Source organism: Amycolatopsis thailandensis, from assembly GCF_002234405.1.
GTDB classification, from domain to species: Bacteria; Actinomycetota; Actinomycetes; order Mycobacteriales; family Pseudonocardiaceae; genus Amycolatopsis; species Amycolatopsis thailandensis.
In genome coordinates this window covers 41797-55631 of record NZ_NMQT01000066.1, presented here as the reverse complement: position 1 = coordinate 55631, position 13835 = coordinate 41797, and the positions used below count along the sequence as shown (strand labels likewise).

Annotated in this window: 5 protein-coding genes; 2 read left to right on the top strand and 3 right to left on the bottom strand. The window is 71.7% G+C overall.

What is annotated here, in order from left to right:
• The first annotated feature begins 1 nt into the window (after window position 1).
• Complete coding sequence (locus CFP71_RS19020; protein WP_244199733.1) at window positions 2–1150, top strand: ROK family transcriptional regulator; 1149 nt, start codon at window positions 2–4, stop codon at window positions 1148–1150.
• Window positions 1147–1875 (top strand): SDR family NAD(P)-dependent oxidoreductase, encoded by a 729-nt coding sequence (locus CFP71_RS19015; protein ID WP_093935234.1) that lies wholly within the window; start codon window positions 1147–1149, stop codon window positions 1873–1875. The genes CFP71_RS19020 and CFP71_RS19015 overlap by 4 nt, the downstream gene beginning before the upstream one ends.
• Before the next feature lie 1371 nt (window positions 1876–3246).
• Here the strand turns inward: CFP71_RS19015 and CFP71_RS19010 are convergent.
• The 3 genes from CFP71_RS19010 to CFP71_RS19000 are packed head-to-tail and all read right to left on the bottom strand — an operon-like array spanning window position 3247 to window position 13831.
• On the bottom strand, window positions 3247–5520 hold the full coding sequence (locus CFP71_RS19010; RefSeq protein WP_167406183.1) for a lantibiotic dehydratase: 2274 nt from the start codon (window positions 5518–5520) through the stop codon (window positions 3247–3249).
• Window positions 5520–6992, bottom strand: coding sequence for an MFS transporter (locus CFP71_RS19005; protein ID WP_143267116.1), 1473 nt, complete (start codon window positions 6990–6992; stop codon window positions 5520–5522). Before CFP71_RS19005 ends, CFP71_RS19010 begins: the two co-directional genes overlap by 1 nt.
• A complete protein-coding gene (locus tag CFP71_RS19000) occupies window positions 6989–13831 on the bottom strand; it encodes a non-ribosomal peptide synthetase (protein ID WP_093935208.1) in 6843 nt (2280 codons plus the stop codon). The genes CFP71_RS19005 and CFP71_RS19000 overlap by 4 nt, the downstream gene beginning before the upstream one ends.
• Window positions 13832–13835 lie beyond the last annotated feature (4 nt).

Sequence of the window (13835 nt, the reverse complement as noted above, 5' to 3'; positions counted from 1 at the left end):
GATGAACGACCCAGGTCTCAGCGGGACCCGGCCGCGTCAGGCCCGGCAGGCCAACACGGCCGCCGTGCTTCAGCTGCTCGCCCAGCGCGGCCCGCTGGCGCGCGGTGACATCGCGAAGGAGCTGTCCCTCAATCACGGCAGCGTCAGCAGGATCATCGAGCCCTTGCTGTCCGCCGGCGTCGTCCGTGAGCTCGCAGAGCAGTCCACCGGGGTCGGCAGGCCCCGGGTGCCGGTGGACCTGGACTCGTCCAGCCGGTACGCGGTCGGCGTGCACCTCGGTCTCGAACGGACCACGGCCGGACTGATCGACCTGGCCGGTCACTGCGTCCGGACGCTCGCCGAGAACCGTGATCCGGCGGACAGCGTCGCCACCCTGCGGCACGCCGCGGACCTGGCGGCGGAGATGGCGGGTTCCGCGCCGGGCCCGGTGCTGGGCATCGGTGTGACCGCCGGCGGTGAGGTGGACCGTCAGACCGGTCGGGTCGTGCGCAACGACGTGCTGGGCTGGACCGACGTCCGGGTGTCCGGCCCGTTGCGGGAGCGGACCGGGCTCGACGTCGTGGTGGACGGCAACGTGTCCGCTCTGCTGGGCGCCGAGCTCACCTTCGGCGCCGGACTGGGTCGCCACAACGTGTCGTACCTTTTCGTCGGCAACGTCGCCGAGACAGGGTTCCTCAGCCGAGGAGGGGGTACGAGCTCGAACGGCATCATCCAAGGCGGCTTCGGCCGCCTGCTGGTGCCCGGCCTCACCGATGGTGGTCACGGGCGCTTCGGCGAACGCGGGACGGACGTGGCGTTGCTCGCCGCGGCTCGGTCCGCGGGAGTCGCGGCGAGCTCGCTGACGGACCTGATCCGCCTGGCGGACACGGACACGGACACGGTCGCGAGCGGGCTTCTCGAGGCGCGCAGCGCCCAGGTGGCTCTGGTGGCCGACACGGTGTTCGACCTGATGCGGCCGGACATGATCATCCTCGGCGGTAGCGGCGCGCCCTCGGACCGATGGCTCGAAGCGGTACGCGATCGCGTCGAGACGACTCCGCCGCACACGCTGGTCCGGCCACGGTCCCGAGGCAACCCCCTGGTCACAGCCGCGGCGGGACTCGTCGTGCGCGCCTTCTTCACCAAGGGGACGGCCGAATGGGTCGCGTGAGCGGGGTGGTGGTGCTCGGCGGCGCGGGCGGTATCGGGTCGGCCGTGGTGAGCGAACTGCTGGGGGAGGGGCGACCGGTGGTGGCCGTGGATATCGCGCCACCACCGCCGGAACACGTCGATGTGCCGTGGATCCGGGGCGACGCGACCGATCCGGCCGTGGTCGGTGCCGCGTTCGACACCCTCGGCAGCGTGACCGGCTTGGTGCACTGCCTGCTGAGCGAGCATCGCGCCCCCTTCACCGAACAGACGACGGACGCGCTGCGCAGGGTGCTGGACGTCGGTGCGGTGTCCGCGCTGGAGCCGTTGCAGCAGCTGATCGGCCGTGCCGGGGGACGGCCGTGCGCCGCGGTGCTGGTCAGTTCGATCCATGCGGGCCTGGCCTGGGCCGGGCAGGCACCGTACGCGATGGCCAAGGCCGCGCTGGAGGCGCTCGGCCGCGCCGCCGCCGTGGAACTCGGACCGCGCGGGCTGCGGTGCAACGTCGTCCGGCCGGGGTTCGTCAAGGTGCCGCGTAACGCGCATCGCTGGCAGGACGCGGCCACCCGCGACGCGCTGACCGGGCTACAGCCTCTCGGCGAGCTCGCCGAGCCGGAGGACGTCGCGCGCGTGATCGCCTTCCTCCTCGGCGATCGGGCCAGGTTCGTGTCCGGTGAGACCGTCACCGTGGACGGCGCGATGACCGCCGCGCTACCCGAGCCGCCGGCACCGAGCCGCACGAGCTGAGGGCGTCCGACCAAGGCGACGCAGTCTTTCCACCCATCGCTGGGGAACGTGTCGCGCAACGCCGGGCGCCGATCACCACGGTTATTGGGGGGTAAGGCAAAGGTGGCGTGCTCTGTCGCTCGCCCTCACGTCGACCTCGGGTGTTGCGAAAGCCACTTTCGCAACGCTGAAGGTCGCGAAAGTGGCTTTCGCAACGCTTCCGGGACTTCGCCACCCACGAGGACCGCAAGACCCGAGGCGAAGGGGACTTTCCCCTCATCACACGAGCGGAAAGCACCCTTCACCCCGCTGATCACCCGGCACCCCACCAGGACACCTTTGCCTTACCCCTCAATAACCTCACCGAGTGGACGGCACAAGCGAATTCCGCCTGGACAGGACCACCTCCCTCCAGGCGGCTCTTCCCACGGCTCGGGGAGTGGCCCGGGTACGGATCGCGCGAGCGCTGTGGGAGGCGACCGGCGACGACGAGTACGTGTCCGAAGTGGCCACGATGCTGGAGAGCCTCGGCGAGCGGGACGATCGGGTGGCGGCGGCCGAAGCGCTGCGGGAGTTGCCGATCATCCCGCGTTCGTTGGCCGCGTTACACCGGGGAATGTCGGACCCGGATCCGCTGGTGCGTCACCGCAGCGGCGAAAGTCTGCTCGGACTGGCCGGACAACCACCCGACCTCACGGCCGACGGCAGGTCCGCGCAGATCGCCGGAGACGATCCGGCTGCTTGGCGTGCCGTTGCCGATGAGGTGCTCGGTGCGTTCGGCACGCGGTCGCAGGGGTCTACGGCGACCGGGCGAGTTTCGCGGTGGAGCTGGGGCCTGCCGACTATGTCGCGCCTCATCACCGGGCCGCGGGGGTGTTCCTGGCCGGCGTCCGGCTGGCCGGTCCGGAGAAACCGCATGTGCCGTCCCTGCGCAATGTCGGCGTGTACACGACCTATCCCGATCGAGTGCCCGACTATCCGAATCTGCGCGCCACCCTGGAACAGCTGGGATTCGGCGGGTTGCCTGAGCCGATCGCCCTCGACGAGGTCGCGACCGCTGCGACCCTGGACGCGGTTGCCGCGGCCCTCGACTTCGACGTTTCTCGTTGGTGCGTGACGGAAATCCTGGTCGGCGACCGGTCACGTATCGCACTGGAGATCGGACCGGCCGACCCTGGCGGCGATCGGTTGCGTGTCTGCACGTTGTGGCTGGACGGTGCGATCGCGACTCCGTTCGACAACATGGCGTACGTGCCGCAGTTCGTCCACTCACTGCGGTTGGACGCCGCCCGTTACCGGGCCGGCCGGTCACCGGACTTCGGCTACTGGGGTCCGACCACCGACGACCTGGACGCGGAGTTGCGCTCCGACGGCACACTCCGGTACTGCGGCTCAGGCCAGCTGATCCACGGCGACGAGGCGGAGTTCGGCGGTGTAGGTGTCGCCCTGGCCGTCCGTCAGCCAGGTCTGTTCGGGGGTGGGCAGCATTTCGGTGAGGACCAGGGTCGCGTCCGGGTCCTTTCTGGTCAGTCGACGGATGGCCTTCGCCAGGATCTGGACGTAGACCGGACTGTCGAAGTCGACGTAGAGCGGCCGTGGCTCGGTCGGTGAAACGGCGAAGACGAAGCGGGGCAACCGGTTGTGCCGTGCCCATTCCCGCGCACCGAGGAACCGCTCGGACTCGGTCTTCGACTGGGCGAAGGCGAGCTCATCCGCCCGTGGCCGCCAGGTCTCCCGTGCGACGACCAGGCGGTCCACCGTGATCCGCGGGGTGTGCGGCAGGTCGGGGACGGGCTGGAACGCGTCCATCACCAGCCGGGTCAGCGCCTGGGAGAACACCTCCAGGACATCGAACTCCCGGCCGTCGGGCAACCGGACCATGACCCGTCCGGCGCGTTCGGAGACCAGCGCGTCCGCGCTGAGCACGACCCGCGGTCGCGCCGGGTCGGCGGTGTGGTCGAGCAGCGCGACCTGATAGTCCAGTTCCCGCACCAGCGACTGGCGGGTCCTGGCGGACAACCGGGTGTGATTCTCTTTGGCCAGCAAGGGAAGCAGTCTCGGGCCAGGGAAGTCGCCGGTGGTCAGGTCCAGCAGTTCGGCGACGTCGGGGTGCTGGGTCAGGAACACCGACGCGCCCATCGTGTTGATCGCGGTGTGCAGCTCGCCCAGCACGATCTGGAAGTCCCCGCGTGCGACGGCTTCCTCGCCGTCCGCCAGCAGCAGCACGTCCGGGCTGACGTACCGCGAAGCCGCCCAACCGGGAGTGCCCGGCGGCACCGGGAACAGCTCTTCCACCCGGGGCCGCAGTGAATCGGCCGACAGGGTCGTCCGGCTGCCCTCGGCCGGCAGGAGCGAGGACCACCGGCGCCGGAACTCCGCTTGGATGTCCGCGGCGTCGGCCGGGGCGTCCCCGTGCAGCAACGGCATGCACGCGAACCAGAAGGAGGCCAGGTCGACCGGTCCGGGGCCGAGCCCGGCCAGGATGGCCTTGGCGCGATCCGAAGTGCGCCGGGCCAGTTCGGTGGCCATCCATCTCGCGCTGGTCAGGAAGAGTTCCAGCGGTGCGAGTCCCTCGGCCACCCGCGTGCCGAGCACGACCCGGTCTCCCCGGCGGGCGTCGGCGTAGGCCACCGCCCGGCACGGCGCGACCCGCGCGCCCTTCTCCCGCAGGGAGGCAACGTCGGTCAAACCGGTGAAGTCGTCGCCGAGCGCGGACAACGTGGTGCCCAGCGAATCGGCGTCCGCCGCGGCACGGACTTCATCGAGCCGGGATTCCAGCAGCTTGAGCGTTTCCAGGCACTCGCGGCGCAACCGGTCCTCGCCGATCCGGTCCAGCAGCGCTCGCAGCGCCCTTTCCGGACGAGGTCCGGCCGGCACCTCCAGCCGCCAGGTCAGCCAGCGGTCGTCGCACATCCGTTCCAGGATCCGGGCCGTGCCCTCGACGCCGGTACGGTGGCCGATCTCGTCCGCGGTGAGGACGCCGTCGCACAGCGCGAAGATCTTTTCCTGCTCCGGGCCGATCGGGACCGGTGGCCTGCCCGGTACGCGGACCTGTCCGTCGTCGAGCCGGACGAACGGCACCCGGCGCGGCGCCAGCCAGCGGCGGATGCCCGGTTTCCGGTCGAGTGTCTTGGCCAGCGAGTCGATCGCCCAGCTCGACAGGAACACCTCGGAGCTTTCGATCAGCTCCGGCGCGGTGGCGAACCGGATCCCGGTCAGCGCCGGATCGAATCGTCCCCAGCCCACCGGCCCGAAGAATCCGATCGTGTCGTTCTTGACGCAGAACCTCTGCCAGTAGCGGGCGACCAGCTCCTCGCGCTTGCGCGGCATGTTCGTCCGGCTCGCGACGGTCGGGGTCCAGGCGAGGAAGGGCATGAGCGTTCCGTCCACGACGGACTGGTTCTGCCAGGTGATCGCGGCCCGGAAGCGATCGTCCGCGGCGATCTCCCGCAGGACGAACGCGGTGTCGACCGCCGCCTGACGATAGGCGTCCTCGAAGGCCGCGCGCCGCGTGCTGTCCGGTGCTTCCGCGGCGATCGCGTCCGCCGCCGCGGCCAGCCCTTCGGGGGCGAGCCGGAGCACGCCCGCCGCCGGGAAGCCGGCGCCGCGCAACACCAGCTGCGGCCAGAGCGACCACCGGCTCCCGATCGGGACCAGCGCGCTCATCACGCCCGCCCGGCGGCGACGGCGAGCACCGCGTCGGTCAGCAGGCTGGGCGAGGGATGGGTGAACACCGCGCCCACGGACAGGTCGACGCCCAGCTCCCGGAGCACGCCGACGGTCAGCTCGAACGCCGCCATGGAGTCCCCGTCGGCTTCGAAGAAATCACTGTCGGCGGTGAGCGCGTCGTTGTCGAGGGCCGCTCGGTACAACTCCAGGATGACCGCGGCCGTCTCGGCGCGTGTCCGTTCCACGGTCGGTGCGTTCTCGTTCATCGGTACTGCCTTTCCGGTGTCGGGGGTGGGGCCGGCTCGCCAGGCCGCGGTGACGAAGACGGCGCTGGCGAAGGTCGCCACCATGGCGACGAGGTACAGCACCGGGTCGAGCCCGGCACGGTCGATGAGGAACCCCGCGAGGAGGAACCCGGCGGGCCCGCCGAGGGCGTTGACGGTGATGACGGCCTGGAGCACTTTCGGTCGCCACACCGGGGGGACACGGGTGGTCAGCAGGGTGAAGTAGGGCGCGTTCAGCACGGGCACCGCCGCCGCGGACAGCGCGAGCGCGGCCAGCAGCCAGGGCAGCGTGGCGCCGGTGACCAGTACCCATAGCGGCAGGGCGATCACGACCGCCGCGCCGGCGGCGAGCAGCCGGGGCGGGAAGCGCGACGCCACGGCGTAGGCGGTGATCGAACCGAGCACAGCACCGGCCCCGGAGCAGGCGACGAGCAGACCGCCGACCGCCGGGTCGCCGTCGAAGCGCCGGAAAGCCAGTAACGGCAGAGCGATCCAGAGCATCCGGAACAGCAGGCCGTAGAGCACGCTCGACAGGGCAGCCATGCCCAGGAACCGGTCCCCGCGCAGATATCCCAGCCCGGCCAGCAACCCGCGCGGGGCTTCGACGGTTCCCCGAGCCGAGCCGACGGCGGGCACAGCCGACAGGAGCAGGGCGGACACCGCGTAGGTGGCCGCGTCGGCGAGCAGCACCTGCCCGGGTGACAAAGTGGTCAGCAGCAGTCCGGCCACCGCGGGACCGGCGAACGCCGCCAGGTTCACCGTTCCTTCGAGCACGCTGTTGACCTTGGTGACCGCCACGGCGTCGTCGTGCGTCAGTTCCGTGCCCAGCAGCCGTTGCGCGGCGAGATAGGGGATGGTGAACACGCCGAGCACCACCACGATCCCGAGAAGCAGGCCGAAGCTGAGCACTTGCGCGGCGTGCAGCACCGGCACCAGCGCGATCACCGGCGCCCGCGCCGCGTCGCAGCACACCATCACCCGGCGGGGCCCGAACCGCTGCACGACCTCGCCGCCAAGCAGGCCGAGCAGCGCGGTGGGCAGGATCTGCGCGGCGAAGACCAGGCCGGCCCGTCCGGCCGAGCCGGTCTGCTCCAGCACGAACCACGGCAGCGCCAGCATGCTCATCTGCGAGCCGAAGGCGGAGATCCCTCCCGCCAGCAGCAACGCGCGTACCGGCCACCTCACCGCGGTCGCTCGGCCGTGGCCGCACGGATGATCGCGGCCACTTCCGGCGCCGACGAGTCCACGATGTCCATGTGACCGCCGTCGACGGTGTGCACGGTCAGCCCGGTGGTGAGTCCCGTCCACAGCGCGACCTGGTCGGCGTGGCCGGAATCGGTCCGTTCGCGGGCCAGCACCAGGACGGCGGGACCGTCGTAGTGACCGTGCCGGTGATCCGCCAGCGCCTGGAGCAGGGCCCGCCACATCCGCAGCGGCAGTCCCTCCACCGATTCGGTGGTGACCCCCATCGCCTGGGAACGCCGGAGCAGGTCCAGGATCCGGGCCAGCTGCCGGTCGCGTCCCGGGGAGCGGCCGTGGGGGAGCGTCGCCACCAGTTCTTCGGCCTCGCGGAGAAGACCGGCCTGCTCGGTGACCCGGCTCGCCTCGGCGGCGGTCGGCATCGGCGGGTCCAGCAACAGCGGCGGATCGACCCGGCGTCCCGCCGCGTGCAGCTGCCGGGCCATCTCGTGGATGAGCACCGCGCCGAAGGACCAGCCGCACAAGGTGAACGGCTCCTCCTGTCCGGTGGCGAGGAGGTCGGCGACGTAGGATTTCGCCAGCGCCTCCACGGTTTCCGGCGTTTCACCCGCGCCGTCGGACCCGGGTGCCTGGAACGCGAGCACCGGGCGGTCCTCGTCGATCAGCGCCGCCAGCTTGACGTACCAGCGGACACTGCCGCCGGTGGGATGCACCAGGTAGAGCGGCGCGCGGGGGCCGCCCGCACGCAGCCGGATCAGGTTCGCCGACGCCGATGGGCTCGACGGCGTGGCTGCCGAGAGCGCGGTCACCAGGCCCCTGATCGTCGGATGCTCCAGCACCATCGGGACGGTCAGGACGATGCCGGCGTGCTGGGCCGCCGAGCGCATGTCCAGCAGGGTCATCGAGTCGCCGCCGAGCTCGAAGAAGTCGTCGGTGACCCCCACTTCGTCCAGATCCAGCACCTCCGCCCAGATCGTGGCGAGCGTGCTCTCGGTCGCCGACGCGGCGGCGACACGCGGCCGGGTCTCCTTCCGATCGGGTTCCGGCAGGGGAAGCCCGCCGACGTCGACGAGCCCGCCGGAAGACAGCGGGAAGGCATCGAGCCAGGTCCACGCCTCGGGCACGAGGGACCCGGGCAGATGTTCGGCGGCGAACTGCCGCAGATCGGCGCGGGAACCGGTCAAGTAGGCGGTCAGGCGCCCCTCGACCGGCATCACCAGCGCGTCGCGCACTTGCGGGTGGCGGCACAGGACAGTCCGGATCCGGGCGGTGTCGGCCCGGACGCCCCGCACGCGGACCTGGTGCCCCACGGGACCGAGGACGCGGAGTGTGCGGTTCCCGTCGATCCAGCCGAGATCGCCGGTGCGGACCGGGCGTCCGCCGGGATGATCGGCCAGATGGATCTCACCGGTGACCCCGGCGGGTGCCGGAAGGCCCTGCCCGTCGAGCACGGTGATCCGTACCCCCGGCGCCGGCCGGTATCCCGCTGCACCCGGGTTCTCTTTACGAGCGGCGAAATGCCCGGCTTCGGGACTGCCGTACCCGGTGACGACGGTGATCCCGTCCGGGAGGACGTCCAGGCACCACGGCGGCAGTTCCCCGCTCACCCACAGTTCGTCCACTTCGGACAGACAATGCGGGTCTTCGTCGAGCAGCCGGGCGCCCAGGGTGGCCGTGAGGGTCAGCCGCCTGACCCGGTGCCGCGCGATCGACGCTCGCGTCTGTCCGGCGTCGGGCGGGGTAGCGGGCCCGGGCACGAACCGGCCGCCGCCCAGCAACGGTCCCCAGAACGCGTCCACGTCGTCGTTCGGCCCGAGGTTCAAGCTCACCTTCGCCGTAGGGGCGACGCGGCTGAGGACCGCCCGATGCGAGTGCGCTCCGACGGCGAGGTCCCCCGTGACCACGGTGAACGGTGCCGCCGACGCCCCGTCCGTCAAAGGATGGACGGGAACCGGGCCGAAGGACGCTTCGGCGACGGTGGACACCACCGCCCGTGCCTCGCATCCGGCGGGCAACGAGGCGCCCGCGAGCGGGACCACGGCCGCGCCCGCCTTCAGCACCCCGAGCCAGGCGACCGCCCGCTCCGCCGGTTCCGGGACGAACACTCCCACCGGGACACCGGGCCGGACGCCGCGCCCGGCGAGATCCGCCGCCACGGCATCGGATCGACGGTCCAATTCGGCGTAGGACAGCGCGGGCGCGATCGCGACACGGTCGGGTGTCCGACGGGCCTGCGCACGGAAGGCCTCGTGCAGGGTGGTTTCCCGAGGGAGAGTGGCGGGGCCGGTCAGCGGCTGCACGTCGTCTTCGCCGAGGAACGCCGAACCGAACGGCCCGGGGCCGCCGTCGGCGATGGCCGTCAGCACGGTCAGATGGAGCCTGGCCACGGCTTCGGCCTGAGCCGGGGAGAGGAGCGCCTTGTCGGCCTGGAGCGTCATCAGCCGGGGGTGGAAGGTGACGGCCAGCGGCAGGTCGGTATAGGCGACCTCCCGCATGTCGTCGGAGACCTCCGCGCCGATGTTGTGGAAGCTGACGTAGTTGACCAGTGTGGTGATGACCCGATGGCCCCGGTCCCTGGCCATCGACGCGGTCGGGTAGCGGCGGTACGGCTGGATGTCGCGTTCCTTCGCGAACACCGCGCGCAGGAACTCGCGCCAGGTCGCGGGCGTTTCGGTGACGCCGAACGGCGCGAGGGTCAGGAACAGTCCGCGCATCCGCTCGGCGCCCGGCAGCTCGGGGCGGCCGTTGCAGGTCAGCCCGGTCGATACCGCCGTGGTACCCGAGAGGATCTGAAGAGCGCGCAGGTGCGCCGCGATCATCACCGTCTTGAGCGGTACCCCGGCGGCCGCGGCGGCGGCGCGCAGGCGTTCGGTCAGCTCCTCCAGCGACAGCTCGATCTCGTGGACGCCTTGGTCGTCCCCGGGTTCGGGGTCGGGCTTCGGCAGGGTCGCGGGGGTGAGCGTCCGCGCCTGACCGGCCCAATATTCCCGCGCCTCGAAGGACTTCTTGGCCCGCGCTTCGAGCGCGACGTACTCGGCGAACGGTGGCGGCGGCCGGAACTCGGGCACCGTCCTGCCGGTGACCCCGGCGTCGTAAAGCTCCCGCAGGTCGGCCAGCAGGGAGGTCAGGCTCCAGCCGTCGATGATCGCGTGGTTGTCGGTGACGGTCAGCCGGGCCCACCGGTCGGTCATGCGGTGCACGGCCAGGCGCAGCAACGGCGGCCGGTCCAGATCGAGCGGGGTGACGCTCTCCTGCCGGAAGAACTCGGTGTACGCGGCTTCGCGCTGCTCTTCGGGGAGCGCACGAAGATCCACCACGTGCGGCCGGTGCGCGCCGCGCGGATGCACCAGCGCGAGCGGTTCGCCGAATCCGCCCGGCGCCAGTGACGTCCGCAGGATTTCGTGGCGGGCCACCAGTTCCGCCACAGCCCGGTCCAGCGCGTCGCGGGAGAACGGCGTGAAATGGTCCACCAGGAAACCGGTGACGTTGTGATACGGCGTCCGTCCGGGCCTCGCGGTCATCTCGTAGAGGATGGCGCGCTGCATCATCGTCTGCGGATAGGCGTCGGCCAGCCCCTCGGGCAGACGCCGGCGATCCTCGGGTGTCAGCAGGCTGAACGGGGTCACCTCCGGACGCGGCCCGTCCGCCGTCGGCGCGGCCCCGGCCAGCGCGGCGACCGTCCGGTGCCGGAACAGGTCGTGCACGCTGATCCGCAGGCCCTCCTCCGCGGCGCGCCCGGCCACCCGCAGCGCCAGGATCGAATCACCGCCCAGGTCGAAGAAGTCGTCGTCGGCGCCGACCCGGCCGACGCCCAGCACCTCGGCGAACACGGCCGCCACCCGCCGCTCGGCCGGGGTCCGCGGGGCCGGTCCCGTGCCCGTGGGGTCCGGGTGGGCGCGGTCCGGCTCGGGCAGCCGGGCGTGGTCGACCTTTCCGTTGGCGGTCAGCGGGAACTCGTCGAGCCAGACGAACATCGAGGGCACCAGATGGTCGGGCAGGTCCTTCCGGAGCCGGGCCCGCGTCTCGCCGACGGGACGACGGTCACCGGTGAGGTAGGCGATCAGGCGATGGGTGCCGTACCCGTCGGGCCGGGCGGTCACGACCGCCGCGCGGACGCCGTCGATCCGGGCGAGCGCGCTCTCCACCTCGCCCGGCTCCACCCGGAACCCGCGGATCTTGACCTGCTGATCGGAGCGCCCCAGGTACTCGAGCGTGCCGTCCGCGCGCCTCCGCGCCAGGTCCCCGCTGCGGTACAGCCGGGAACCGGGCGGACCGAACGGATCGGCGACGAACCGCGCCGCCGTCAGAGCCGGGCGGCCGAGGTAACCGCGGGCCAGGCCCGCTCCCGCGATGTACAGCTCGCCCCGCACACCAGGCGGGACCGGCCGCAGCCGCTCGTCGAGGACATGGATCCGGCGGCCAGGGAACGGCCCGCCAACGGGACTGACCGGTACCGGCAGATCCGCCGCGGTGAGCCGGTGCAGGGTCACGTGCACGGTGGTCTCGGTGATCCCGTACATGTTGACCAGTTCGACCTGGCCGAGGCCCGGACGATCGGTCCAGTCCGCCAGTTCGGACGGCGCGAGCGCTTCGCCGCCGAACACCACCCGGCGCAGGCGCAGTTCCGCCTGGCGGGCCGAGAGCGCCGGGCCGAGATGGCCGAAGGCCGTGGGAGTCTGGCTGAGCACGGTGACCCCGGTGCGGACGATCAGGTCCGCGAACGCCTCGGGAGCGCGCACCGTTTCGGCCGGGGCGATGACCACTCGACCGCCGGAGAGCAGCGCGCCCCATAGTTCCCAGACGGAGAAGTCGAAGGCGAACGAATGCGCACACGCCCAGACGTCGGCGGGCGAACTGGGCAATGTCTCACGGTTGGCCTCGATCAGGGTGGTCACGTTGGCGTGCGTGACGCCGACACCCTTGGGCACGCCGGTGGAGCCGGACGTGTGGATCACATACGCCAGGTCTTCGGGCTTCAGCGGCACACCGGGATCGTGTGCGGGATACTCCGCCGTCGTGTCGTCGTCCAGCCGTATCTCCACCGTCGCCCGGCCGGCGAGCAGTTCCCCGGTCGCGGTCCCGCTCCGGGTGACCAGCACCCTCGCGTCCACATCGGACAGTGCGAAACGCAGTCTCGCCTCGGGATGCGCCAGATCGAGCGGGACGTAGGCGGCGCCGGCCCGCAGGACGCCGAGCGCGGCGACCGCCAGGTCCACCGACCGGGGCAGTCCGATCGCGACCCGGTCACCCCGGCGGACCCCCAGCGCCAGCAGCCGGTTCGCGAGCCGGTTCGCCCGGAGGTCGAGGTCGCGATAGGTCAGTTCCTCGTCCCCGCAGACGACGGCGACCGCGTCCGCGTCCTCCGGCATCCGCTCCCGGAACACGGTGTGCACGAGCGATCCGGCCGGATCCGGTCCGCCGTCGAAACCGGCCGCCAGCAGCTTCTCCTCGGCGGCGGGCAGCACCGGCAGCGAACCGATCGGCGCCGTCGCGTCCCGCGCGATCCGGCCGAGCAGTTCGGCGTACCCGCGGGCCATCCTGGCGGCGGTCTCCCGGTCGAACAGGTCGGTCGAGTACTCCAGCGACCCTCTGAACCCGCCGGACCGTTCGCGGGAGAGGCTCAGCACGAGGTCGAACTTGGCCGTGTCCGTGGTGAAACCCAGCGGTTCGGCCGGGACCCCGTCGAACTCCGGGCTCGGCGGCGGAACCTCGGCGTCGAGGTTGAACACCGCCTGGCACAAGGGATCCCGGCCTGGCCGCAACTCCCGAGCCAGGTGTTCGAAGGGCAGGTCCTGGTGCTCGAAGGCGGCAAGGCACCGCTCGCGAGTGCGGCCGAGAAGACCGGCGAAATCCGGTTCCCCGGAGAGATCCCCGCGAATCAAGACCGTGTTGGCGAAGAACCCGATGACGTCCTCGTAACCGGTTCCGGGGCGGTTGGCCGTCGCGGTGCCCACCACGACGTCGTCCTGCCCGCAGAAGCGGCCGAGCAGCACCTGGAAGGCGGCCATCCCGGCCATGAACAGGGTGCAGCCGTGCGCTCGGGCGAGCGTGCCGAGGGCGTCGGCCACCGCGGGTTCGATCGTGAAGGCGGCCAGCGCGCCCCGGTCCGAACGCTCGGTGGACCGGGGCCGGTCGGCGGGCAGGTCAAGCGCCGGAACTCCGTCCAGTTCCTGTTTCCAGAACCTCAGCCGCCGTTCGCCTTCCGGACCTTCGATCAGCGCGTGCTGCCGATGCGCGAAATCGGCGAACCGGAGTGTGGCCGGCGGGAGCGACCGCCGGTGGTACAGCTCGGTGAACTCGCGGAGCAGGATGTTCGCGGACCAGCCGTCGAACACGGCGTGGTGGACACGGAACACGAGGACGTGCCCGCCGTCGGCGAGCCGGAGGACGGCGGTCTCGAACAGCGGCCCTTCGGCGAGGTCGAGCGGCTCGGCGACCAGGTCGCGGATCAGGTCTCCGGCGGCCCGCAGCCCGCTCACCTCGTGCACCGCGACGGAAGCGGCCGGATCCGGACGCACGTCCTGCCACACTTCACCGTCGCGGTAGGCGAACCGGGTGCGCAGGGCGTCGTGCCGGGCGACGAGCGCGTCCGTGGCAGCACGGACGCGAGCCGGCGACAGCGGTCCCGGAACGTGCAGGGCGAGGGGAACGGTATAGGCCGCGCTGCCGCCGAACAGCTCGTCGTGGAACCACAACCCGGTCTGGGCCGGGGTCGCGCGCAGCGGTCCGGCCTGCCGCACCGGGGAAACCCGGCCGGGGGAGTTGCCACCGAGGAGCATTCCGGCGAGGCGGGCCCGCAGCTCGGTCGCGTCGGAATCCGTCATCGTG